This window comes from Thiocapsa marina 5811 (assembly GCF_000223985.1).
Classification (GTDB): Bacteria; Pseudomonadota; Gammaproteobacteria; order Chromatiales; family Chromatiaceae; genus Thiocapsa; species Thiocapsa marina.
Genome location: NZ_AFWV01000009.1, coordinates 148,853 through 172,039 on the forward strand (window position 1 = coordinate 148,853; position 23,187 = coordinate 172,039).

Here is a 23,187-nt window from a genome sequence, read left to right on the forward strand (position 1 = left end):
AAACGCAAACCCCGGGAGTCGGCTCATCGGTGTCGCCATGCTCACTCTGTTTTTCGAGAGCCTGACCAACCTACTCGTCCTGACCTATCGGACCTTCATACCGCGTCCGGGCCATCCCCGCCCGAGCGCCGGACGCATGCTGGTGATGAGTGGATTCATCCCGCTCTTCGCCTTGGTCCAAGGGATCCACTGGATCGGCTTTCTGCTCGACGAAATCCTCTACCGCGGCTATCGCCGTGTCGTGATTCGCGAGCCGTTGTTCGTGCTCGGGGTCCCGCGCAGCGGGACCACCTACCTCCATCGTCTCATCGCACGCGACACCGCCCTCACGACCTTCTCGACCTGGGAATGTCTCTTCGCACCCTCGATCACCCAAAGGAAGTTCTGGCTCGGCCTCGGACGGATCGATGCGCGTATCGGGCGCCCGCTCGGGCGGATGCTCGACTGGATCGAACGCCACGCCTTCAAGGGCCTCGATACGGTCCACGCCATGCGCCTGAGCGACCCGGAGGAAGACTACTTCGCGCTCATGCCGGTGCTGGCGTGCTTCATCCTCATTCTGCCCTTTCCGCACTCGGATCTGTTGTGGCGAATGGGCCTCTTCGACCGGGACATGCCGCAGGCCCGGCGTGCGCGGATGATGGACTTCTATCATCGGTGCCTGCAGCGCCACCTCTTTGTTCACGGGCCCGAGAAGCGGCTCCTGTCGAAGAATGCCGCCTTCGCCCCGCTGGCCGGCAGCCTCGTCGCGAGCTTCCCCGACGCGCGCTTCATCGTCTGTCTGCGCGAGCCGCACGCCACGCTTCCGTCTCAACTGAGCTCGCTCGAGGCCGGCATCGACTTCTTCGATGTCCTGTCGGCGACCCCCGATTTTCGCGAGCGCTTGACCGATCAACTCGGCTTCTATTACAAGAATCTGGAAACGGCACTCGGAGAACGACCCGAAGAGCGCTGCGCATGGGTTACCATGCGCGCTTTGCAGTCGGATCCCGCGCGTCTGATGCAGGCCGTCTACGCGCAGCTCGGGCTACCGCCGAACGAGGAGCTCCGCGGCGCACTCGCACGAGACGCGAGCGAGCCGGGAACCTACAGAAGCTCCCACGCCTATAGTCTGGAGCAGTTCGGACTCTCTCGGGGGGACATCGATCGCGATCTGGGACCCGTCTTCGCCCGCCTTGCCGCCCGCTCGGCACGAACCGCGGCGAATGCATCGCCGATGCAGACGGGCACAACGCCCGGCGACGATCCCATGGGCTCATCCTCAACCAGGACACCCGTGCGCCATGCTGAACCGATCCACTGCGGAGACTCGTGTTAGGACGCTCATGCCTCCGTGCGCCGCGGGGCTGCGAGTTGCCATCGTGTCCGACGCCGCACCCGAGCGAAACGGTGTGGGCGCTTACTATCGCGACCTTGCCGATCATCTCAGGGCCGCCGGCGCACGGGTCGATTTGGTCGCCCCGCGGTGCCGCGCCGGGACTTGGTACGGGGGCCTGACGCTCCCGCTCCCCGGCGACCCGACCCAGAAAATCGTCTTGCCCTCCCCTTGGCTCGTGAGCCGCCGCATCGATCGCCTCCGACCCAATGTCGTCATCGTCCCGACTCCCGGCCCGTTCGGCATGCTCGGGATGCATCTGGCCGAGCGCAGCGGTGCTGCGCTGGTGGTTGGATTCCACACCCACTTCGAGGCCCTGACGACGCTGTTCCAGAACTGGGGTATCGGCGCCCGCATCGCCAACGGTTACCTCGGCGCCTGTCATCGGCTGCTCTTCGGCAAGAGCGACCTGGTCTTGGCGAACTCGCAGGAGATGATGGCGATTGCGCGATCGATCGGTGCTCGCCGCGTCAGCCTTATGGCGACACCGATCCCGCAGCGGTTTCTCGATTTTCAGCCCGTACCGGCGCGCCGGGATCTTGCTCGCGTTCTCTTTGCCGGACGTTTGGCGCCCGAGAAGAACTTGGAGGCCATCGTCGCCGCGGCGCGCCGACTCCCCGACATCGAGTTCCTGATCGTCGGCGACGGCCCCATGCGAACCTGGGTCGAGGAGCAATGCCGAGGGTTACCCAACCTAAGCCATTCGGGCTGGGTCCGCCGCAGTCGGATCATGGCCTTGATCGACGAGATGGACGCCTTGATCCTGCCCTCCACGGTAGAGTCCTTCGGGACCATTGCGCTCGAGGCGATGGCGCGGGCACGCCCGGTGTTGGTCTCCTCGGCCTGCGGCATCCTGAGCTGGGATGTGCTGAGCCGAGGCATCTTCCGGATCCACGAGGGCGAGCACCTCGCCGACGCCTTGGCACGGCTGCGCGACCTGGACCCTGCAATCCGCGAACGCAAGGCGCACCTGGGACGCGAAGGCGCTCGTGACATCAACCACCGCAACCTGCAACATTGGCTCGCGGTCTTGTCCGGTGACTATACGGATTCGGTCGATGTCGGACGTTGAAACAGCAGCCGGCTCGAATGCCGGACCTATCCGCGCGCTGGTTTCGGTGCACGACGTCATGCCCGAAACCTTGCCGCAGGTCGAGCGCATCCTGTCTCTACTCGACGCCGAAGGGATTACGCCCGTGACCTTGCTGGTGGTTCCCGGCGTCGGCTGGAGCACAGAGGGTATCGAGCGTCTCCAACGGTTCAGGGCGATGGGTTGCGAGCTTGCCGGTCACGGCTGGATCCATCGCGTCGAGCGCATCACGGGTTTGGCGCATTACGTGCACTCGCGTCTCATCTCGCGCAACGTCGCCGAGCACCTCGCGCTGGATCGGCACGGCATTCATCGACTGATCGCACGCTGTCACGCCTGGTTTGTCGACCAAGGCCTCGGCGCCCCGGCACTCTATTGTCCGCCGGCCTGGGCGATGGGGCCCGTCCCGCGGTCGATGCTCGCAAGCCTGCCGTTCACGCGCTATGAATTCTTCAGCGGGGTGCTGTCGGCCCAAACCGGACGGATGCACCCGGTCCCGCTCACCGGCTACGAGGCCGATACCGCCTTGCGCAAGGTCGTGATTCGTGCCTGGAACCGGCTCAATCGTCGGCGCGCCGCCCGGCGGGGCTGGATCCGCATCGGTATCCATCCCGACGACCTCGACCTTCGCCTCGCGGAGGATCTACGTCGGGACCTTCGTCGCTATTCCTCTCATGCCGGCTACTCGGAGATCGCCGCGGACTAGACCGCCTCGCATCCAACGCATCTCATCTGCTCGGCATCGCGGATGCCGACCGAAGATGCCGCTTGAGTAGGTCTTCCAAGAGCCCTCGGGAGGCCGCCTCGACCAGATCGAAGACCTGATCGAAACCGCGCGCACCCCCATAATAGGGATCGGGCACGTCGCGCACCCCGAGATCGGGCGCAAATTCCATGAAGAGCCGCAGCTTGGACTCCATCCCCGCCGGACAAAGGCTCGACAGAATGCGGTAGTTGTCTCGATCCATCGCCAAGACGTAGTCGAAGGACTCGAAATCGGCGCGCTCGGCCAGACGGGCACGCAGATCGCCGATATCGATCCCGCGCTCGAGCGCCGTTGCACGTGCACGCGGATCCGGCGGCTCGCCGACGTGATAGGCATGCGTGCCGGCGGAATCGATCTCGACGCGATGCGACAAGTCTCGCTCCACGACCAGCTGTCGAAAGACGCCGTGTGCCGTGGGAGAGCGGCAGATGTTGCCCATACACACGAAAAGCACCCTGACCTTTTGCGATTCAGACTGTTTCGATTCATTCATGATGGTCTCGGCCCGACGAAGTCGATCATGGCTGGTATGATATACCGACCCAACACGAATATTTCGGTGCATCGACGATCCTGCGCGAAGCGCCCGCGCGTCCAGGCCACGGCGGCGGGATGTCGAGGCGGCAGGTCGAATCGAGCATCGGTTTAACTGAAGGACGCGGCTCCCATGGAGAACACGCCAGACACGGCCGCTTTGGCCGATCAGATCGGCTCTCTATCCGACGCGTTGGCGCGCCATCGACTTGAGTTTCAAGCGGCCGAGAGCTCGCTTGTGACGCGAATCGCGGATGTCGACGATGACCGAAGGCTGACGACCAATCGTCTACAGCGCGCCTGGCAGACCCATCGTGAAGAGGTCGAGGCCAGGCTCAAACATCAGGCATCGGTCTTCGCCGGAGCACTCCTGCTCGTCGCCGCCCTGCTCGGCGGTGCCTTGTTCTTCGCCTACGGCCAGCTGGATTCGGCACGGCGCGCGCTGTTCGAAGATGTGGCCCGGCTGCGGGTCGACTACGAGCAGCTCGCCGCCGTCGCGAGCCAAGATGCAGCCCTGCGGGAAGGTCTGGCCGAACTGCGAGACTCCGTTGCGGCCATCTCGGAGTCCTTGCCCCCGCGTGTCGAGGCCACCGAACCGCAGGTGCCGACCGCAGCGTCGGCATCGATCGATCAAGGGCAGGCAGGGCTTGCTTCGGCGTCGAGCGAGTCGCCCCCGGACAACATCGCGAGCACAGCCGCCGAGATGCCGGGCACGCCGCTCGAAGACGCATCGGCGACGATCGCGCAAGCGCTACCCGAGACCGAGGCGTCCCCGCCTGTGACCGCAAACCGGAACGAGACCGCTCAGACGCCGACACAGACACCGAAAGAGCCCGCCGGCCAGGACGTCGAGCCGACGCCCGAGCCCGTCCCCGAGGCATCCTCCGAACCCGGCCCTGCATCCGACCTCGAGCCGACCGGCGACCCCTCTCCCCGCGATGACGACGCCTCGCCACAGAGCATCGAGCCGACCGCACTGACCCTCGACGCCGACGCACAAACGCCGCAGTCGGTCTCGACCAGCATCTCCGAGGCGTCGGTGACGGTCGGGAATACGCCATTCGCACTGCAACTGATCGGATTTTATTCGCTCGACGAGCTGCTTGATTTCGCTCGCAGCGAAGAGCTCCCGTCCCGCGTCTACTTCCGCGAAGAGAGCTATCAGGGCCGGCCTTGGTTTGTCCTGATTCACAGTCTTTACGCGCAGTATTCCGAGGCGTCCGCTGCCATCGACAGACTGCCGACGCAATTGGCGATACTCGACACCTGGATCCGCGACTTTCCGCCCGAGACCAGGCTCGGGATTCTCGACATCCAGCGGTAGCCGCTTTCGGCCGGACCGCTTCCAACGGGTGGTACGCATGTACGTTTTGTTGCTCAGTATTCATGGCCTGATTCGCGGACACGACCTCGAGCTGGGTCGCGACGCGGACACCGGAGGCCAGACGAAATACGTCGTCGATCTTGCCCGCGCACTGGCCGAGCGAGACGATATCTCCCGCGTCGACCTGGTCACTCGCCGCGTGGTCGATCCGGCCGTCAGCCCGGATTACGCCGAGCCCCTCGAGGCCCTGAGCGAGAAGGCGCGCATCGTCAGGATCGATGCCGGACCGGAGGGCTACATCCCGAAAGAGCAACTCTGGGATCACCTCGACGGCTTCGTCGACAATCTCACCGCCTTCCTGCACGACGAGGCCCGGTGGCCGGGGGTCATCCACAGCCATTACGCGGACGCCGGTTATGTCGGCGTTCGCCTTTCCAATCTGGCCGGCATCCCCTTGGTTCACACGGGGCATTCATTGGGGCGCGACAAACGCCAGCGCCTGCTCGCCGCCGGGCTCGACGGCGAGCAGATCGATGCACGCTACAACATGGTGCGTCGCATCGATGCCGAGGAGAGCGTCCTGGGCACGGCGGATCTGGTCATCACCAGCACCCACAACGAGATCGAAGAGCAATACGCCCTCTACGATTACTACCAACCCGACCGCATGGTCGTGATCCCGCCGGGTACCGACCTGGTCCAATTTCATCCACCGACGCAGGACGATCCCCCGATCGGTTTCGCCGCGGAGGTGGACCGCTTCCTGGACGAGCCCGAAAAACCGCTCATCTTGGCGCTTTCGCGCGCCGATCACCGCAAGAACATCGTCGCGCTGCTCGAGGCTTACGGTGAATCGCCCGAGCTTCAAGCGCTCGCCAACCTGCTGATCATCGCGGGCAACCGGGACGACATTCGCGACCTCGACGAGGGCGCGCGGACCGTCCTCACCGACGTCTTGCTGACCATCGACGCCTACGATCTCTACGGCAAGGTCGCAGCCCCCAAACATCATCGCTCCGAGGAAGTGCCCGAGATCTATCGGCTGGTCGCCCGTTCCGGCGGCGTCTTCATCAACCCGGCCCTAACCGAACCTTTCGGACTCACCCTCTTGGAGGCCGCCGCGAGCGGACTGCCGCTGGTCGCCACCGAGAACGGCGGTCCGGTCGACATCATCGGCAACTGCAAGAACGGTCTTTTGGTCGACCCCTTGGATCGCCGGGCCATGGCCGACGCCCTGATTCGCATCCTGGGCGACGAGGACTTCCGCCGGGCGCTCATCCGAAACGGTCTGACGGCCGTACGCGACCGCTACTCCTGGCAGGCCCACGCCGAGACCTATCGCGAACGGATCGCCCCGCTCACCAAAAGGGCCGAGCCGATTCCCGCCACGCCGCCCCTGCGGCGCCGTCTTATCTACCGCGATCGCGCGCTCTTCACCGATCTGGATCAGAGCCTCCTCGGCAATAGCGAGGGGGTGCGGCTGTTCATCGAGATGATGCGGGCCAACAAGCGCTGCGCGAATTTCGGGATCGCGACCGGACGCCGACTCGACACCCTGCTCGTCGAGCTCAAGCGGCACGGTATCCCTGTTCCCGACGTCATGATCACCAGCCTGGGAACCGAGATCCACTACAGCGCCGCCCTGGTGGTCGATGACTTCTGGAGCGACCATGTGGACCATCTGTGGAATCCCCGGGTGGTCCGCCGCGCCTTGCAGGATGTGCCGGGGCTCGTACCCCAACGCAGGACCGAGCAGAGCCGCTTCAAGATCTCCTACCACTACGACCCGAACGTGGCCCCGCCGGTCGAGGAGATCACCACCCTGCTGCGCACCCGCGAGCTGACGGTGAACGTCATCCACGCCTTCGGTCAATTCCTCGACGTCGTGCCGATTCGCGCCAGCAAAGGGCAGGCGCTGCGGTATGTGGCCCATCGCTTCGGGATCCCGCTCGAGCACATCCTCGTCGCCGGGGGCTCGGGCGCGGACGAAGACATGATGCGCGGCAACACGCTCGCGGTCGTGGTCGCGAACCGTCACCACGAGGAGCTCTCGCGGCTCGTGGAGATGGACAACATCTATTTTGCCCGAGAGGCCCACGCGCTCGGCATCCTGGAAGCCATTGAGCACTACGATTTCTTCGCGAGCTGTCGTGTGCCCGAGACGGCTCCGAACACCGGCGGCGTCGTATCATGAAGCCGCTGTTGCTCTGTACGGATCTCGACCGCACCCTCATTCCCAACGGCGCGGAACCGGAGTCGCCCGACGCACGCCCGCGCTTCCGGGACTTCGTGTCGCAACCCGAGGTGACCCTCGCATACGTCACCGGCCGCCATCAGGGACTGGTGCGCGAGGCGATCGCGGAATACGACCTGCCCGTTCCCGATGTGGTCATCGGCGATGTGGGGACCAGTATCTTCGAGGTCACGACGCGCGAGTGGACGCCGCTCGCGGACTGGCAGAAGGAGATCGGTCGCGACTGGGGCGGGATCGGCCGCGAACGACTCGCCGAACGCTTTGCCGATCTCGAGATCCTGCGGCTTCAGGAACCGGAGAAACAGGCGCCCTTCAAGCTCAGCTACTATGCCCCCGTCGACGCCGACAGCGGTGCGCTCAAGTCCGAGCTGGAAGCCCGCCTATCCCAGCTCGGGGTGAACGCCAGTCTGATCTGGAGCATCGACGAAGCGGCGGACATGGGATTGCTGGACGTACTGCCCGCAGGCGCAACCAAATATCACGCCGTGGATTTTCTGATGCACCGACTCGGTCGCGACGAGACGACGACACTCTTCGCCGGCGACAGCGGCAACGACCTCGAGGTCTTGATCAGCCCGATTCCTTCGGTTCTGGTCGCCAACGGTCATCCCGAGGTACGCACTCAAGCCCTACGCCTTGCCGCAGCCAATGGACAGGCCGACCGACTCTACTGCGCACGCGGCGGCTGGTCGGGGATGAACGGGAACTACAGCGCGGGTATCCTCGAGGGTATCGCCCATTTTCGACCGGATCTCGCGGTCGAACCGACGAGATAGGAGCCCGCCCATGTCCGATTCCTCAACCGCGCAACCCATCGTCGACATCTTCGGCGAGGTCCTCTTCGACTGCTTCCCCGGCGGTCGACGCGTCCTCGGCGGAGCGCCTTTCAATGTCGCCTGGCATCTGCGTGCCTTCGGGGCCGCGCCGCGACTCATCAGTGCGGTCGGCGACGATACGGAGGGCAAACAGGTGCGCCGCGCAATGCAGGACTGGGGGATGGACACGAGCGCCCTGCAAACCGATCCGGAACATGCCACGGGCGAGGTCCGGGTCACGCTCGATGACGGCGAGCCGACCTACGAGATCATCCCCGATCGCGCCTTCGACCATATCCGCGCCGTCGACCTTCAGCCGGCCGGGGAGCTGCTCTATCACGGCACGCTGGCGCTGCGCGGCCCGGTCTCGGCTACAACGCTGAAGGCGCTCAAGGCCCACGGACACGGCATACGCTTCCTCGACGTGAATCTTCGCGATCCCTGGTGGTCTGCCGACGAGACCCGCGGACTGCTGCAGGATGCCGACTGGGTCAAGCTCAACCGCAGCGAGCTGACCCTCCTGGCGGAGGGCCCCGGCTCGAACACCGACGACATCGAGGATGCGCAGCTCACGGCGCTGGCGTCGGCGTTCCTTGCCCGACACGACCTGACCGGGCTCGTCGTCACACTCGGCGGCGACGGTGCCTTCGCGCTCGGGCGCGAGACCTCGCCGGTGCGCGTCGCACCGGCGCCCGCGCTCGCGGTCAAGGACACGGTCGGCGCGGGCGACGCCTTCGCCTCCGTGCTCATCCTCGGCATTGTCCGATGCTGGCCGCTCGCCATAACCCTGGAGCGTGCCCAGTCCTTCGCCTCTCGCATCGTCGAGCAGCATGGCGCAACGGCTGCCGACCCCGCACTCTATCGGCCTTACCTCGATCAATGGGGTATTTGAACCGCGCTCGGCGGTTCATGCGAAGATCGGCGCCCCTGGAGACCGGTCGGACCCTTGCGAGGGTCGGTACCGCGCGGTTCAAAGATTTAAAGTCACACATGATCTTGAACTGCGTCTCAGCCGAGACGACGGATGGCCTTCAGGCCCATACAACACGATATACAGCACTCACACACTCCGGACGCAGTTCAAATGTACGAACAGGTTTCCCATGCCCTTCTCAACGACATCCTCGATGAGCTCGATCGCGAGGTCTGTCGCGAGGACCTACGGCACTTCTTCACACGCCTCGGCGCCAACTTCTACGCCATCCATTCGCTGTTTTTCCATCTCTACGGACATCGCGAAGACTTCAAGAACCAGATGGTGCACCTCACCGAGCGTCTGGCCCGGGCCTATATCGACCGACCGGCGGCGCTCAAGCAGGTCGACATGGCGCGCGAGGAGGACCACAACTGGTTTCTGAGCCAACAATGGGTCGGCATGGCGCTGTATTCGGACGGATTCGCGGGCAATCTACAGGGACTCAACGAGCACCTGCCCTACCTGCAGGAGCTCGGCGTGAACATCGTCCATGTCATGCCGATCCTCAAATGCCCGCAAGGCGCGAGCGACGGCGGCTATGCGGTCAGCGACTTCCGCGACATCGACCCGCGCGCGGGCACCGTCGAGGATGTCCGCGCACTCGCCGACTCCATGCGTCGGCGCGGCATGTTGCTCACGCTCGATGTCGTGGTCAACCACACCTCCAACGAACATGAATGGGCGCAGCGCGCCCGCGAAGGCGATCCGGATTACCAAAACCTCTACTACTGCTTCCCCAACCGCGACGTCCCGGACATGTTCGAGGCGACCATGCCCGAGATCTTCCCGGAGACCGCCCCCGGCAACTTCACCTGGGACGAGGAGATGGGCAAGTGGGTGATGACGGTCTTCAACAACTATCAATGGGACCTGAATTACTCCAACCCCGCCGTCTTCATCGAGATGCTCGACATCATCCTCTTCTGGGCCAACCAGGGGGCGGACATCGTACGGCTCGACGCCGTCGCCTTCCTGTGGAAGAAGATCGGTACGACCTCGCAGAACGAGCGTGAGGCGCACCTGATCCTGCAGCTCATGAAGGACTGCTGTCAGGTGACGGCCCCGGGTGTGCTCTTCATCGCCGAGGCGATCGTGGCCCCGTCGGAGATCATCAAATACTTCGGCGAGGACGCGGTCATCGCCAAGGAATGCGAGATCGCCTACAACGCCACCTTCATGGCCTTGCTTTGGGACGCCGTCGCGACCAAGAACGCCAAACTGCTCAATCAGGGCATCAAGAGCCTACCGAACAAGCTCGACCGTGCGACCTGGTTAAACTATCTCAGGTGTCACGACGACATCGGCTTGGGTTTCGACGACGCCGACATCCGCGCCTGCGACTACGACCCTTACTCTCACCGTCGTTTTCTGGTGGACTGGTATACGGGTGCCTTCGAGGGCTCCCCGGCGCGCGGGCGCCCCTTCGGCGTCAATCTCAAGACCGGCGATGCCCGCATTGCAGGCGCGCTCGCATCGCTCGCGGGACTGGAATCGGCGCTCGAGGCCGAGGATCAGCATGCGATCGATCAGATTGCGGATCTCATCCTGATGCTGCACGCCATGATCCTCTCCTTCGGCGGCATCCCGCTGCTCTGGTACGGAGACGAGATCGGCACGCTCAACGACAACTCCTTTCTCAACGACACGCACAAGGCGAGTGACGCTCGCTGGATCCATCGCCCGCGCATCGACTGGGCGCGCGCCGAGCGACGCCATGTCAGCGGCACGGTCGAGCGCAGGCTGTTCGATGGCCTGAAACGCCTCATCGCCGTGCGCAAGGACACGCCGGCATTCGCCGACTTCAACAACCGCGAGCTGATCGACGTGGAGAACCCGCATCTCTTCGTCTTTCTGCGAACCCATCCGAGTCTCGCCGCGAGCTCGGTCCTGGTCGCCGCCAACTTCGACGCCAAACCTCAGTATCTGGATCTCGACACCTTGAATCGACGCGGACTCTTTCGCTACGGACAGATCATCGATCTGGCCTCGGGCGATTCACCCGCCGTGTTCAACAACCGGGTCGTGGTTCCGCCCTACCATTTTTACTGGCTGGCGAACCAACGCCCGGGCGCCCTGCTCGATGACCCCTTCGGTGTCAGCCGGCACCCTTGAGATGGCGATATGAAGGGCGTCCTCCTCGCTGTTCCTCGGCACAGCGCCAAGCGCGCTCAAGTCCTTGGACACGAGGTTCGCTTGATCTGCGATATCCAACGCGGGGATCTCATCAACAAGAGCTAGCCGCGTCTGGGCTGCTTTCGGGCCTCCCTTGGAGATCTCGTCTTCGACACGCGTCGAGATGAACGGGGCGTACTGACTGCGACGTGCGTCCCACCACTCGGCGGTCATTGCTTGCCGCGCGGCGAGAACCAAATCGCGACTTGGCCTCAGCTCGCGCGGCGCCAGTTGGCAACGGCGCCGTCCAAGCGCGCTCGGATGCTCGACAGAAGCCGCTCGATGGGTTTCTTGCGGACGCTGTACTTGAGCTTGAGGAGATCCATGTCCTCGGTTGCGGCCAGGAGGAAATCGTCGCTGGTCTGGATGTCGTCAACCAGACCCAGCTCGACGGCGCGTTGGCCGTGCCAATACTCGCCGGTGGCGACGCGATCGAGATCGAGCGCGGGGCGATAGGCCGCAACGAACGACTTGAAGAGTGCGTGTGTCTCTTCCAACTGCTCGCGCAGCTTTTGGCGACCCTCGTCGGTGTTCTCGCCGAAGATGGTCAGGGTGCGCTTGTACTCGCCGGCGGTATGCAGCTCGAAGTCGACCCCGTAGCGTTCCAGCAGTCGATGAAAATTGGGCAGCTCGGCCAGCACGCCGATCGAGCCGATGACGGCAAAGGGCGCGGCGATGATGCGCTCGGCCACACAGGCCATGAGATAGCCACCGCTCGCGGCGACCTTGTCGACCGCGACCGTCAGCGGGATCCCTTTGTCGCGGATACGCGCCAATTGCGACGCGGCCAACCCGTGATCGCTGACCAGACCGCCCGAATTGTCCAGACGCACCAGGACCTGATCGCCCTCGCGGGCCTCCATCAGGAGCGTCGTGACCAGCACCCGCAAGGCGCCGACCTCGCTGGCCCTGATGTCGCCGTTGAACTCGATCACGAAGAGCCGCTTACGATCGGCATGCCCCGCCTTCTCGCGGGCCTTCTCCTCCTTGTGCTCAGCCTTGCGATACGCCTTGAATGCCTTCTTCGACATCGAGAACGCCTTCAGCTCCGAGCTCAGCTCGCGATAGCGCTGGTTGAGATCCGTGATCTCCAACTGCTCGGAATCGGCGTGACCACCCTGTCTCAGCCGCAATGCCAGAATCAGCAGCACGCCGATTCCGAGCAGGATCGTGATCGTCTTGGCCAAAAAAAGTCCGTACGCGAGCAAGACTTGAATGAGTGATTCCATCAGCGGCAACTCCTCGCCCGAAACGTTCGTGAATGTTGCGCAAGCCCGCACAACATGGAAGACAGCACATCGAAAACGACAAAACCCGCCGGCCTCATTCATGAGGGCGGCTGGCGGGGGGCGAGCGAGAGCGATCGCCGCTGGTGGACTGCGCTGCGCTTGTCCACCCTACAGTGCTTGTCCCCTACAGTGCTTGTTCAGCCTACGGCGCTTGTTCAGCCTTCGGCGCTTGGCCGCCTTATCGCTCAACCCCGAAGCCCGATCAGTCACCCACATCCAACCGCCCGACCCGGATTCAAAAATCCTGAATCGCGCAGCTTAGCCCCCGCAAGATCGCGCGAACATCACCCCCCGCTCGAACCGAGCAAATCGCTCCGAGCGCGATTCAGCCTCAGACCGCGATGGGCGCACGAATCGCGGGATCCGGCTCATACCCGACGATCTCGATATCCTCGAAACGGTAGTCGAACAGGCTCGGCGGACGGCGCAGCAGACGTAACTGCGGCAGCGCCCGAGGCTCGCGCCCGAGCTGCTCGAAGACGATCTCGTCGGTCAGATGATTGCGGTAGAGATGCAGGTCGCCGAAGGTGTGGATGAATTCACCAACGGCGAGATCACACTGGTGGGCGATCAGATGGGTCAGCAAGGCATAGCTGGCGATGTTGAAGGGCACGCCGAGAAAGAGATCGGCGCTGCGCTGATAGAGCTGGCAGGAGAGCCGCCCCTCGGCGACGTAGAACTGGAAGAGACAATGACAGGGGGCGAGCGACATGCGCCCGGCATCTACGTTCTCGCGCGGACTGAGGGTCTCGTCGGGCAGATCCGCCGGATTCCAGGCGGAAACCACCAAGCGACGCGAATCGGGGCGGGTCCGGATGGTCTCGACCAGCTCGGCGAGCTGGTCGACGACGCGGCCATCCGGACAGGCCCAACTGCGCCACTGGGCGCCGTAGATGGGACCGAGACGGCCGTCCTCGGCCGCCCACTCGTCCCAAATGGTCACGCCGCGATCGCGCAGCCAACGGTTGTCCGTCGAGCCGGCCAGAAACCACAGAAGCTCATGGATCAAGCTCTTGGTATGGATCCGCTTGGTGGTCAGCAGCGGGAATCCCTCGCTCAGATCAAAGCGCACCTGACGCCCGAACACCGAGCGCGTCCCCGTGCCGGTGCGGTCGGCCTTGTCGATGCCGTTGTCGATCACATCGCGCAGCAGATCGAGATAGACGCGCATCCGTCAGACCGTCGCCGGTCCGAGCAGAAGCGAGTGCCCGTCCATCTGCTCCGGGATGGGGATGCCCATTAGATGCAGGATCGTGGGGGCGATATCCTTGATGCCGCCGCCGACCGACAGCCGCCAGGGCACCTCGTCGATGACGAGACAGGGGACCGGATAGGTGGTGTGCTGGGTGTGGGGATCACCCGTGACCGGATCGACCATCTCGTCGCAGTTGCCGTGATCGGCGCTCAGGATGACCGAGTAGCCGCACTCCACGGCCGCATCGAGCACCCGGCCGACCTCGCGATCGAGTGTCTCCACGGCGGCGATCACCGCCTCGCGCACGGCCGTATGACCCACCATGTCGCCGTTGGCGAAATTCACCACGATAAAGGGAAAATCACCGCCGCGCAGCGCCTCGATCACGGCATCCGCGACCCCCGGAGCGCTCATCTCGGGTTTCAGGTCGTAGGTGGCGACCTTCGGCGAGGGGATCAGCGCGCGCTCTTCGCCGGGGAAGGGATCGCCCCGCCCGCCGTTGAAGAAGAAGGTTACATGCGCGTATTTCTCGGTCTCGGCACAATGAAACTGCGCGATGCCGTCGTCGCTGAGGATCTGCCCGAGCGTGGTCTTCGGCGTGTCGGTGTCGAAGGCAAAGGGCAGCCCGAACCAGGGATCGTACTCCATCATGCCGGTGACCTGGACGCGGGTCACCCCGCGGCGGTCGAACTTGTCGAAATCGCTCTGGTGCAGAGCCGAGACCAGCTGACGCGGACGGTCCTTGCGGAAGTTGATGTGGATGACCTGGTCGCCGTCGCGGATCGGCTCGGCGCCTGCGACGATCGTGGGTCGGATGAATTCGTCGTCCTCGCCGGCGGCATAGGCCGCCTCGATCGCCTCGCGCGCGCTCTCGGCGTGCCGGCCTTCGCCGTCGACCATGGCACGCCAGGCCATCTCGGTGCGATCCCAGCGATTGTCCCGGTCCATCGCGTAATAGCGTCCGCTGACGGTGGCGATCCGCCCCCCCGAGGTCTCCAGCGCCTCGTCGAGACACTTGAGATAGCTCAGCGCCGAGCGCGGCGGGGTGTCGCGGCCGTCCGTGAAGACGTGGACCATCGGGCGCGCACCCTGACGCTTGCACAGCTTGATCAGCGCTGCCAGATGACGGACATGACTATGGACACCGCCGTCGGAGACCAGGCCCATGAGATGGATCGGCCGCCCTTGCTCCGCCGCCGCTCGCGCCGCATTCACCAGGGCATGATTGTCGAAAAAGCTGCGGTCGTCGATCGCGCGATCGATCAGCACCAGATCCTGCAGGACGACACAGCCCGAGCCGATGCACATATGCCCGACCTCGGAGTTGCCCATCTGCCCGTCGGGAAGCCCGACCGCCAGCCCGGACGCCTGCAGCGCAGTATGCGGATAGCTGGAGAAATAGCGATCGAGGTTCGGCGTGTCGGCAAGCGCCACTGCATTGTTGGCCTTGGCCGGATTCAAGCCGAAACCGTCCAGGATGATCAGGATGACCGGGCGGCCCGGAACCTTCTGCCTCGGTTGATTCATCTCTCGCTTACTCCTCTAGCGTCGGGGTTGGATATTGTATACCGAGCACACTCGGGTGTTTCGGCGGTGTCCGAAATCCGCCAAGAGGGCGTCCGATAATCGGGAAAGCTCCGGTCGAGGGGTTTATCATTCCGGCATGGGTCCAATGATCGGATCCAGCCACCACAACACAAGCTCCTTAAGGCGGGGCAAGCGGAGGAACCATGCAGACCGATCGAATCATCGCTTTCGTCATGGCCGGCGGCCAAGGCTCGCGACTCCAGCCGCTCACCACGGCACGCTCCAAGCCTTCGGTGCCATTCGGTGCCCGCTACCGCATCGTCGACTTCGTGCTCAGCAATCTGGTCAACTCCCAGATCCAGACCATCTATCTCCTGGTGCAGTACAAGTCGCAATCGCTCATCGAACATGTTCGCAAGGCCTGGACCATCTCGCCGCTGCTGCAGAGCCAGTTCGTCACCGTCGTACCGCCGCAGATGATGTCGGGGACGCATTGGTTCCAGGGCACGGCCGACGCGGTCAATCAGAACATCGCGCTCATCGAGGAACATCGTCCCGACCTCGTGGCGGTCTTCGGGGCAGACCACATCTACCGCATGGACATCCGCCAGATGGTCGATTTCCACAAGGCACGCAACGCCGACGTGACGATCGCCGCCCTGCCGGTTCCGCTCGCCGAGGCGTCGAGCTTCGGGGTGATCGCCGCGGACGAAGAGGGGCGGATCAACGCCTTCGAGGAGAAGCCTGCGAATCCCTCGCCGCTGCCGGGTGATCCGAACATGGCCTTCGCCTCGATGGGCAATTACATCTTCGACGCCAAGGTCCTGATGCAGGCGCTCAAGGAGAGCGAGGCCGCCGGCGAATCGGACTTCGGCCAGCATGTGCTGCCGCGGTTGCTCAACACCCATCGACTCTTCGCCTACGATTTCGCGACGAATGTCATACCGGGCGTGCACCCTTACGAGACCTCGGTCTACTGGCGCGACGTCGGCACCATCGATGCCTACTTCGACGCCCACAAGGACGTCTTGGGCGCCGAGCCCGTCTTCGATATGTTCAACCCCGAGTGGCCCATCTACTCGAGCGGCTACCAAGGCCCGGTTGCTCGGGTGCTCGGCGGCGAGCTGCGCAATACCCTCCTGGGCGCGGCGACCATGATCCACGAGGGCGCTCGACTGACCAACTCGATCATCCGGCGCGAGACCGTGATCGAAGAGGACGTTGTCCTCGAGGACTGCATCATCATGGACTATGTCCGCATCTGCCGCGGCGCCCGCCTGCGCAACGTCATCGTCGATCGGCACAATGTCATCGAGGCCGGCGACCGGATCGGTTTCGATCCGGTGAAGGATCAGCAACGCTTCCATGTCACTGCAGGGGGCGTGACCGTGGTTCCGATGGGGCGCGTCAGCTATTTCGCACGCGACGTGCGCGGCACCGGACGCGGCGGTTACTCGGAGTAAGGATCCATCATCGGGTGCCGCCAATGACCGCCGCGAATCGCAAGACGGTCCTCGTCACGGGGGCCAACTCCGGCTTGGGTAAGGCGCTCGTGCTGGCCTTCGCCCGCGACGGAAGCCGCGTCGGCATGCTGGTCCGCAACGAAGAACGCGGTCGAGCCGCCCGAGACGAGGTCGCAGCGGCGACCGAGAACCCGGACATCCATCTCTTCGTCGCGGACCTCGGCAGTCAGCAGGAGGTTCGCCGAGCGGCAGCTGAGATCCTCGAACGCTTCGAGCGCATCGATGTCCTGATCAACAACGCCGGAACGGCCTATCCGAGCCGCCGGACCAGCCCCGAGGGCATCGAGCGGTCGCTGGCGGTCAACCATCTCGGCCCTTTCCTGCTCACGGTCCAGCTGTTGGAGCGCATCGAGGCCAGCGCGCCAGCCCGCATCGTCAATGTCGGAACCCGCATCGACACCGCGATGGATTTCGACGACCTGGACTGGACACGGCGGCGCTATCGGATGATGCAGGCCTACGGCCAGTCCAAGCTCGGCAATCTTCACTTCACCTTCGAGCTTGCGAGACGGCTCGCAGGCACCGGGGTGACCGTCAACTGCGTCTTCCCCGGCATCTTTCGGTCCAACCTCGGCGGATCGGACGGGGCACAAGGTGTCTTTTGGAAAACGGTCGACCTGCTGCTCGGCTGGGCCCTGCCGAGCCCGACGCGAGCCGCCGAGCGCGTGCTCTACGCCGCCCTGTCACCCGAGCTGGACGGGGTTACGGGCCAATATCTCGGCAATCGCCGGCCCATCAAGGCGCCGTCTCAGGCGCTCGACCCCCGCGCCAATCAGCGACTCTGGGGCATCAGCGAGAGACTTGTCGGTTCCTCGCACGACACGCTGCCGTCCGAAGCTTGAGACGCCATCTCAGGCGGGCAGCAGACCACCCGGAGGACCGTCTGCACGCTGTTGCCGGATCTGCTCCCAAACCTTTTCGTGGAAGAAGTAGACCACCGTATTGATCGCAGGCTCGACCAGGGCGATCGCCCCGCCGACCAGGAGGTTGCCGCTCAACAGGTAGGCCACGCTGAAGGCGACCGTCATGTGCAGGATCGCGAACGTGATTGTCTTGGCCATGTGAGTGCTCCTCTTCAAGTGTTGGGTAGGAGCATAGCGCTGACGGAGCAATCTTCAAAATCGATTATTATTAACCTATCGATTGCCAAAGACGATCAAGGCAGGCGTAAAAGCGACGAAGTCGCTTGTCGTCTGCCGCCGGTCAACACCTCGACGCTCTCGACTCTCGGACGACGCCCTCGTCGATCCGACGCCACGGAGGATCCCGGTGATCGATTCAGCCATAGCGCCCCGTGGCGTTGAACCTACATCCGGCAGTTGAACGCCACGGGGCATGCGTCATTTTCACGTTGTGTCGGGATTAGGGATTTTTCCGAACTTCGTGGAGACGCGGTTTAGAATCTTAGATTTTTTAGAACCGTAAACCGCGCCGGCTCCGACAATCGTCGAGTCTGCCGAGGCCGATCCCATCCAAAAACATCACATACCGCGCTGGGCGCGGTTCAGAAGGCTCAGCCGATCCTGGAGCGGGTCGATGACGGGGGTTAGCTTCCGGCGCATGAGGCTGCCGAGAACGCTCGGGTCGAGCGCGACGGCGCGGATGAGGCCATAGCCGACACCCGAAAGAAACCGCATGGCGGCAACCTCCGAGGTCATCTCGGGGCACGCGCTCAGCAGCCGTCCCGTGTCGGCATGCGGGCTCGTCGGCGTGGCGAAGCGCTCGGCGTCCGCGATCAGATCCGAGAGCGGAAGGTCGGGGTCGCCCTGCGCGCGCAACGCACCGAAGTACTCTCTGAGCACGTCGAAGGTGGCTGTCACGACATCCTGGCTGGGCGGCTTCGACAACACGGTTGCGACCGTCGCGATGAAGGTCTGTCCGGGCGAGGAAAAGACCCGGCCGAGCAGCCCGGCACAGGCGTTGCCCGCCGCGGCCAGCGCCTCGACTGGCTCGGGAAGTGCGCGCGCCACCGAGCCTTCCGCGCCCGGCAGGTCGTCCGGAACGGCCTGCAGGAACCCCACGAGATAGACCTGCTTGCGTGCCGCTTTCTTCCAGAGATCCTCACGTCGCTCGGCGTCGAGCAGTCCGGTTTGCAGGATCAGCCTGATCGACTCTGTGATCTTGTCGCTCTCGGTTTCGAACGGGAGATAGTCGACGAGATAGTCCACCAGGATACGGCCCATGCTCCCCGCGACGATGGACGAATTGCTCAGCATGCGGCGGGCATTCTCCGCGTCCTCCATGGCCCACCAGGCGCGGCGGGCGAGCTCGTCGGTCAGTCCGGGGGAGCAGACGGCCGCCACCACGGCCTCCGGCTCGCCGAGCAGGAGCAATTGCTCGAGACTCTCGTCGCGCATCTGGCCCATGCGGGTCCAGCGGCGCAGATAGATGGGATAACCGCCGGGCGAGCCCAGGACGTGACCGGAAATGAGTTCCTTGACACGTCGCAGATATTGATCGGGACGTGCGTTCGGGTTGAGACGCACGGTTGCCTCGCCCTGCGGACCCAGACCGTAGACGATCAGCTTGGATTCGTCGATACGGATCGCCTGCGGGCGATTCGCGAGCAGGACATTTAGCCTGAAGCTGTCCTCGTTGCTGAGATCCATGACGACTCGGCGAGTACCCGGTCAGACCTCGGTCGGAGGTTTGTAGTGCGGATCCTTCGGGTTGAGAAAAATGAAGCGGAACTGTCCGGGCTCCATCTCCACATAGTCCATCGTCGTCTGGTCGAGCAGCGGCACCTGCTCGGGCGTCATGACGATATCCACGCCCGCGCAGGACATACGGATATCGTCCTCCGTCGGCTCGTCGAAGCCAATCCGGTAGTCGATCGCGCCATCCTGCATTTGAAACGCGGCCAACCTCAATGACATGCCTTCGGTACCGCCTTGCTGGGCGGCCTTGAGCACCTGATCCGCCGCTGCTGTCGTGAGTGTGAACATCTGAGACCTATTATCCTGTTGATTAAACCGCGTCCAGAGCGACATGCGTCATTTTCACTTGGTGTCGGGATTAGTGATTTTTCCGATCCTCGTGGAGACGCGGCTTAGAATTTCAGATTTTTTAGAACTTTAAACCGCGCCGGCTCCGACAATCGTCGAGTCTGCCGAGGCCGATCCCATCCCTAAACATCACATACCGCGCCGGGCGCGGTTTAGTCGCTTGAGATGCGTCCGATCGGCCCGCCTCCAAACCCCTGGCAGAGCGATCCGCATCGCTTCACCCTCGAATCGGGCCGGCCGCAGGCTCGACGCCTTTGCGAGCGGAGCGGGTTGGAGACTCGATTCCGGCACACCGTGGGGCAGCTCCGCGGCACGGGAAGCGCAACCTCGGGCTGCCGTGTCCGAGCAAAACGGCCAGTCGAATCGTCCGCGCTCCAACGAACGCCTCAAAAGATGAGTAAAACAATCCGACGATAGACTACCTGTTCCGCGATTGTCGTTGTCGTCATCGGCTACGACAATGATTTATTTTTTAATATCTTAAACCGCGCCAGCTCCAGCGGTCGTCAAATCTTCCGGGGCCGATCCCCTCCAAAACATCACATACCGCGTCGGGCGCGGTTTAAGCCCCGAGACAGCGCCGGATGTGATCGACGAACCGGCGTGTCCAGCCGACACCGCCCACGTCCCTGAGGTGACTGTAACAGGCCAGTAATTGGCCTTGGACAACCCCGTCGTGGGCCCCGTCGATTCCGACACCCCGCAACACATCATAGCCGTAGCGCCAAGCGGGGTCAGGCGCAACGACCGAGGAATGGTGAAACTCATGCGCGGGTATCTCGCCGGCACTCCCGCCCGCCTCGCCCTGCCAAGGAAAATCGGGGGTTTCGCGCAGTCGCACATAGCCGCGCCCTTGGGGTCGAGCATGTAATCGGACCTCGGCCTTGAGCGCGCCGACCATTTCGCGCCGTTCGCCCTTCCAACCGATCGCCTCGCACAGATACATCAGCCCCCCGCATTCGGCGTAGACTGGCCCGCCGCCGGCGATGAAGTCCGCGATCTGCTCGCGCATCCCTCGATTTGCCTCCAGCTCCGCCATGCGACACTCGGGGAACCCTCCGCCGATATAGAGTGCATCGACGCAGGGAAGCTCCCGATCGGCAAGCGGGCTGAGCTCGACCAGCTCGGCACCCGCAGCGGCGAGCGCACGCAGATCATCCGGATAGTAAAAGCCGAAGGCAGCGTCGCGCGCGATACCGATACGCACCGTATCCCCTGCGGGTGCCTGGATCAACGGCGACGACGACACGGGTGGCGGGCGCGATGCACCCTCGGCAATCGCGAGCATCCGGCTCAGGTCGACCTGTTCGGCCACCCGTCCCCGGATACGATCGATCCATGCCTCGGCGGCCTCCGCCTCGTTGCTCGGCATCAGGCCCAGGTGGCGCTCGGCGATCTCGATGTCGTCGTCGCGATGCATGGCGCCCAACACCGGAAGATCGGTGTAGTGCTCGAGCGCGGCGATCAGATTGCGGGCATGGCGAGTACCGCCGACCTTGTTTAGGATCACGCCGGCAAGATTCAGGTCGCGGTCGAAGGCCTGGTAGCCAAGCAAGAGAGGAACGATGCCGCGGCCCATGCCATGACAGTTGATCACCAACACGACCGGTGCGCCCAAGAGCTTGGCGAGCTCGGCGTTGCTGTTGGAGCCCGCGGGATCGATGCTGTCGAAAAGGCCGACGTTGCCCTCGATCAGTCCGAGATCTGCCGTATGGAGCTCACCCGCGAAGGCGTCGAGGATCTCGGCGCGCCCCATGGTATGGAAGTCCAGATTGTAGCAGGGGCGTGAGCAGGCTTCGGTCAGCCAGAGCGGATCGATGTAGTCGGGGCCCTTTTTGAAGGGCTGGACGCGCACGCCCGCGTCACGCCAAGCACGACACAGGCCGATGGCGACGGTGGTTTTTCCCGACGATTTCTGAGCCGCCGAGATGTAGAGATGCGACATCGAACCGTCACCCGACCTTCGACTGATTAGGAATTGCGATTGCCGCAAGCATTCGAGAGGACGATCGGGCCGGGCGTCCCGGCCTGCAAAAAGCCATGCCGGCGCCGCCCTCGAGGGCCGAGGCCGACGCGGCGGCGATCAGGCTTTGGCGCCTGCCGGACCTTGCTCCACGATCTTCTCCTCGTCGACCGGGAGGACATCATCCGCAAGCGACTCCGGAAGGAACTGCAGAACCCGCACACCGACCGACGTGATCAAGAGGGCAACGGCCACGCCGCCGAGTCCGAGCAGAATCTCGGGAATCGCCGGGCTATATCGTGAGGCCTCGCCCTGCACACCGTCGAAGAAACCGGACGCCAGGACCGTCTGCCCGGGGAACATCTGCATCGGATACGCCTGGCTGCCGATAATGATGACGTACATGCTGGCCAAGCCGCCCACGATCACCAAGCCGCAGGCAGCCGCGATCCAGTTCTTGTCCTTGCTCAGCACCGGGTGATAGATGATCCCGAGCGGCACGAGGCCGCCGACCAAGACCCAACCGACCCAAAACATGAAGGTATAGATCCCGCCGTCGAGGAGGAGCCAACCGACCAGATCGTGGTTCTTCGCCCCGTAGAGCTTGGTGAGATGGTAGACCAGCGTGAAATAGAAGACGCCGAGAATGAAGATGCCGAGCAGATTCTTGAGACGACAGAGGATGCGCTCGCCGATCGGGCGACCTTCCTCCGTGAAGGCGAACATCAACACCAGCATGAAGATGGCGAGACCGTACGCGAAGGACATGACGACGAACATCGGGGCGAGGATGGCGGCGTCGTACGCCTGACGCGCGACCAGGAAACCGAAGATCGAGCCGGTACCCGTCGTCAACGCGAGCCGCCAGAAGGTCGCGACGATCCCTATGGGGCGGTTGTAGGGCTCGCCGTGACGATCCGCCATACTCCAGAGATAGGCGATCACGATCGCCATGAAGCCCGAGTAGAGAAAGATGTTCCACGCGAAGATCGACCGGAAATTATAGGTGGTCATTGCCACCACCAGGCGCTCGGGGCGGCCGAGATCGAGCACCAGGACCAAGAGGCCGCCCATCAGGAGCGCCGCGGCGAGAAGCCCGGAGAGACGCCCGAGCGGCTTGTAGAGCGGCTTACGGAAGACGGTGCCGATGGAGGCGATGTTCAGCGCCCCGGAGGCCGAAATGATGAGGAATACGGCAAACACATGGGGCGTACCCCAGACCACCGAGTTGCTCATCCCGCTGACCCAATGGCCCTCGTGCTCCATGTAGGCGAACGCGAGTGCGCCGATCCCGACAACCGAGGCGAGAATGCCGAGGAGGCCCCAATACCGAGCGGGCGGAATGCGCCACTCGCGATAGATAATTCGCTTCATGTCCT

At 63.8% G+C, this 23,187-nt stretch carries 19 protein-coding genes; 10 read left to right on the forward strand and 9 right to left on the reverse strand.

All coding sequences use genetic code 11. The features are described 5' to 3' along the window. Positions 1–37: 37 nt before the first annotated feature. The 3 genes from THIMADRAFT_RS14240 to THIMADRAFT_RS14250 are packed head-to-tail and all read left to right on the forward strand — an operon-like array spanning position 38 to position 3,171. Entirely contained in the window at positions 38–1,318 is a 1,281-nt protein-coding gene (locus THIMADRAFT_RS14240) for a sulfotransferase (RefSeq protein WP_007193757.1), read from the forward strand. Between the two features lie 43 nt (positions 1,319–1,361). Then, entirely contained in the window at positions 1,362–2,447 is a 1,086-nt protein-coding gene (locus tag THIMADRAFT_RS14245; protein ID WP_233490257.1) for a glycosyltransferase, read from the forward strand. Next, positions 2,434–3,171, forward strand: a complete 738-nt coding sequence (locus tag THIMADRAFT_RS14250) for a polysaccharide deacetylase family protein (RefSeq protein ID WP_007193759.1) — start codon at positions 2,434–2,436, stop codon at positions 3,169–3,171. The genes THIMADRAFT_RS14245 and THIMADRAFT_RS14250 overlap by 14 nt, the downstream gene beginning before the upstream one ends. A 22-nt stretch (positions 3,172–3,193) precedes the next feature. Here THIMADRAFT_RS14250 and THIMADRAFT_RS14255 read toward each other — a convergent pair whose 3' ends face one another. After that, positions 3,194–3,724 (reverse strand): low molecular weight protein-tyrosine-phosphatase, encoded by a 531-nt coding sequence (locus THIMADRAFT_RS14255; RefSeq protein WP_007193760.1) that lies wholly within the window; start codon positions 3,722–3,724, stop codon positions 3,194–3,196. A 174-nt stretch (positions 3,725–3,898) separates the two neighbouring features. Here THIMADRAFT_RS14255 and THIMADRAFT_RS14260 point away from each other — a divergent pair, with 174 nt between their 5' ends. From THIMADRAFT_RS14260 to THIMADRAFT_RS14280, 5 genes are all read left to right on the forward strand, one after another. Beyond that, a complete protein-coding gene (locus THIMADRAFT_RS14260) occupies positions 3,899–5,089 on the forward strand; it encodes an SPOR domain-containing protein (protein ID WP_007193761.1) in 1,191 nt (396 codons plus the stop codon). A gap of 37 nt (positions 5,090–5,126) precedes the next feature. Continuing rightward, positions 5,127–7,283, forward strand: a complete 2,157-nt coding sequence (locus THIMADRAFT_RS14265) for an HAD-IIB family hydrolase (RefSeq protein WP_007193762.1) — start codon at positions 5,127–5,129, stop codon at positions 7,281–7,283. Further along, positions 7,280–8,119: an HAD-IIB family hydrolase gene (locus THIMADRAFT_RS14270; RefSeq protein ID WP_007193763.1), complete on the forward strand. Its 840-nt coding sequence runs from the start codon at positions 7,280–7,282 to the stop codon at positions 8,117–8,119. The genes THIMADRAFT_RS14265 and THIMADRAFT_RS14270 overlap by 4 nt, the downstream gene beginning before the upstream one ends. Before the next feature lie 10 nt (positions 8,120–8,129). Continuing rightward, entirely contained in the window at positions 8,130–9,050 is a 921-nt protein-coding gene (locus THIMADRAFT_RS14275) for a PfkB family carbohydrate kinase (RefSeq protein WP_007193764.1), read from the forward strand. A gap of 192 nt (positions 9,051–9,242) precedes the next feature. Then, entirely contained in the window at positions 9,243–11,246 is a 2,004-nt protein-coding gene (locus tag THIMADRAFT_RS14280) for an alpha-amylase family glycosyl hydrolase (protein ID WP_007193765.1), read from the forward strand. A 272-nt stretch (positions 11,247–11,518) separates the two neighbouring features. Here the strand turns inward: THIMADRAFT_RS14280 and sohB are convergent, their stop codons facing one another. The 3 genes from sohB to gpmI all read right to left on the reverse strand — a co-directional run bounded on the left by sohB (position 11,519) and on the right by gpmI (position 15,317). Continuing rightward, the gene (sohB, locus tag THIMADRAFT_RS14285; RefSeq protein WP_007193767.1) at positions 11,519–12,535 is read right to left on the reverse strand and encodes a protease SohB; all 1,017 of its coding nucleotides are present in this window, start codon (positions 12,533–12,535) and stop codon (positions 11,519–11,521) included. A gap of 391 nt (positions 12,536–12,926) precedes the next feature. Continuing rightward, a complete protein-coding gene (locus THIMADRAFT_RS14290) occupies positions 12,927–13,766 on the reverse strand; it encodes a thymidylate synthase (protein ID WP_007193768.1) in 840 nt (279 codons plus the stop codon). Between the two features lie 3 nt (positions 13,767–13,769). Beyond that, positions 13,770–15,317, reverse strand: a complete 1,548-nt coding sequence (gene gpmI, locus THIMADRAFT_RS14295; RefSeq protein ID WP_007193769.1) for a 2,3-bisphosphoglycerate-independent phosphoglycerate mutase — start codon at positions 15,315–15,317, stop codon at positions 13,770–13,772. A gap of 203 nt (positions 15,318–15,520) precedes the next feature. Here gpmI and THIMADRAFT_RS14300 point away from each other — a divergent pair, with 203 nt between their 5' ends. Then, positions 15,521–16,780, forward strand: coding sequence for a glucose-1-phosphate adenylyltransferase (locus THIMADRAFT_RS14300; protein ID WP_007193770.1), 1,260 nt, complete (start codon positions 15,521–15,523; stop codon positions 16,778–16,780). Between the two features lie 23 nt (positions 16,781–16,803). Then, on the forward strand, positions 16,804–17,682 hold the full coding sequence (locus THIMADRAFT_RS14305; protein WP_007193771.1) for an SDR family oxidoreductase: 879 nt from the start codon (positions 16,804–16,806) through the stop codon (positions 17,680–17,682). Positions 17,683–17,691: 9 nt separating this feature from the next. Here the strand turns inward: THIMADRAFT_RS14305 and THIMADRAFT_RS14310 are convergent, their stop codons facing one another. The 5 genes from THIMADRAFT_RS14310 to nrfD form a co-directional block, all read right to left on the reverse strand. Next, positions 17,692–17,901, reverse strand: coding sequence for a DUF2061 domain-containing protein (locus tag THIMADRAFT_RS14310; RefSeq protein WP_007193772.1), 210 nt, complete (start codon positions 17,899–17,901; stop codon positions 17,692–17,694). Between the two features lie 420 nt (positions 17,902–18,321). Further along, a complete protein-coding gene (locus THIMADRAFT_RS14315; RefSeq protein WP_007193773.1) occupies positions 18,322–19,449 on the reverse strand; it encodes a hypothetical protein in 1,128 nt (375 codons plus the stop codon). Positions 19,450–19,470: 21 nt separating this feature from the next. Continuing rightward, complete coding sequence (locus THIMADRAFT_RS14320) at positions 19,471–19,785, reverse strand: HesB/IscA family protein (RefSeq protein WP_007193774.1); 315 nt, start codon at positions 19,783–19,785, stop codon at positions 19,471–19,473. Between the two features lie 622 nt (positions 19,786–20,407). After that, on the reverse strand, positions 20,408–21,790 hold the full coding sequence (locus THIMADRAFT_RS14325) for a cobyrinate a,c-diamide synthase (protein ID WP_007193775.1): 1,383 nt from the start codon (positions 21,788–21,790) through the stop codon (positions 20,408–20,410). Positions 21,791–21,928: 138 nt separating this feature from the next. Then, positions 21,929–23,182 (reverse strand): NrfD/PsrC family molybdoenzyme membrane anchor subunit, encoded by a 1,254-nt coding sequence (gene nrfD, locus THIMADRAFT_RS14330; RefSeq protein WP_007193776.1) that lies wholly within the window; start codon positions 23,180–23,182, stop codon positions 21,929–21,931. Positions 23,183–23,187: the final 5 nt, after the last annotated feature.

What these genes read in the sequence shown, in the direction of transcription:
- THIMADRAFT_RS14300 (WP_007193770.1), top strand. Translation starts at nt 15,521, where the DNA reads ATGCAGACCGATCGAATCATCGCTTTCGTCATGGCCGGCGGCCAAGGC.
- THIMADRAFT_RS14270 (WP_007193763.1), top strand. Translation starts at nt 7,280, where the DNA reads ATGAAGCCGCTGTTGCTCTGTACGGATCTCGACCGCACCCTCATTCCC.
- THIMADRAFT_RS14290 (WP_007193768.1), bottom strand. Translation starts at nt 13,766, where the DNA reads ATGCGCGTCTATCTCGATCTGCTGCGCGATGTGATCGACAACGGCATC.
- THIMADRAFT_RS14310 (WP_007193772.1), bottom strand. Translation starts at nt 17,901, where the DNA reads ATGGCCAAGACAATCACGTTCGCGATCCTGCACATGACGGTCGCCTTC.
- THIMADRAFT_RS14250 (WP_007193759.1), top strand. Translation starts at nt 2,434, where the DNA reads ATGTCGGACGTTGAAACAGCAGCCGGCTCGAATGCCGGACCTATCCGC.
- THIMADRAFT_RS14255 (WP_007193760.1), bottom strand. Translation starts at nt 3,724, where the DNA reads ATGAATGAATCGAAACAGTCTGAATCGCAAAAGGTCAGGGTGCTTTTC.
- gpmI (WP_007193769.1), bottom strand. Translation starts at nt 15,317, where the DNA reads ATGAATCAACCGAGGCAGAAGGTTCCGGGCCGCCCGGTCATCCTGATC.
- THIMADRAFT_RS14315 (WP_007193773.1), bottom strand. Translation starts at nt 19,449, where the DNA reads ATGGATCTCAGCAACGAGGACAGCTTCAGGCTAAATGTCCTGCTCGCG.
- THIMADRAFT_RS14275 (WP_007193764.1), top strand. Translation starts at nt 8,130, where the DNA reads ATGTCCGATTCCTCAACCGCGCAACCCATCGTCGACATCTTCGGCGAG.
- nrfD (WP_007193776.1), bottom strand. Translation starts at nt 23,182, where the DNA reads ATGAAGCGAATTATCTATCGCGAGTGGCGCATTCCGCCCGCTCGGTAT.
- sohB (WP_007193767.1), bottom strand. Translation starts at nt 12,535, where the DNA reads ATGGAATCACTCATTCAAGTCTTGCTCGCGTACGGACTTTTTTTGGCC.
- THIMADRAFT_RS14280 (WP_007193765.1), top strand. Translation starts at nt 9,243, where the DNA reads ATGTACGAACAGGTTTCCCATGCCCTTCTCAACGACATCCTCGATGAG.
- THIMADRAFT_RS14320 (WP_007193774.1), bottom strand. Translation starts at nt 19,785, where the DNA reads ATGTTCACACTCACGACAGCAGCGGCGGATCAGGTGCTCAAGGCCGCC.
- THIMADRAFT_RS14305 (WP_007193771.1), top strand. Translation starts at nt 16,804, where the DNA reads ATGACCGCCGCGAATCGCAAGACGGTCCTCGTCACGGGGGCCAACTCC.
- THIMADRAFT_RS14260 (WP_007193761.1), top strand. Translation starts at nt 3,899, where the DNA reads ATGGAGAACACGCCAGACACGGCCGCTTTGGCCGATCAGATCGGCTCT.
- THIMADRAFT_RS14240 (WP_007193757.1), top strand. Translation starts at nt 38, where the DNA reads ATGCTCACTCTGTTTTTCGAGAGCCTGACCAACCTACTCGTCCTGACC.
- THIMADRAFT_RS14265 (WP_007193762.1), top strand. Translation starts at nt 5,127, where the DNA reads ATGTACGTTTTGTTGCTCAGTATTCATGGCCTGATTCGCGGACACGAC.
- THIMADRAFT_RS14325 (WP_007193775.1), bottom strand. Translation starts at nt 21,790, where the DNA reads ATGTCGCATCTCTACATCTCGGCGGCTCAGAAATCGTCGGGAAAAACC.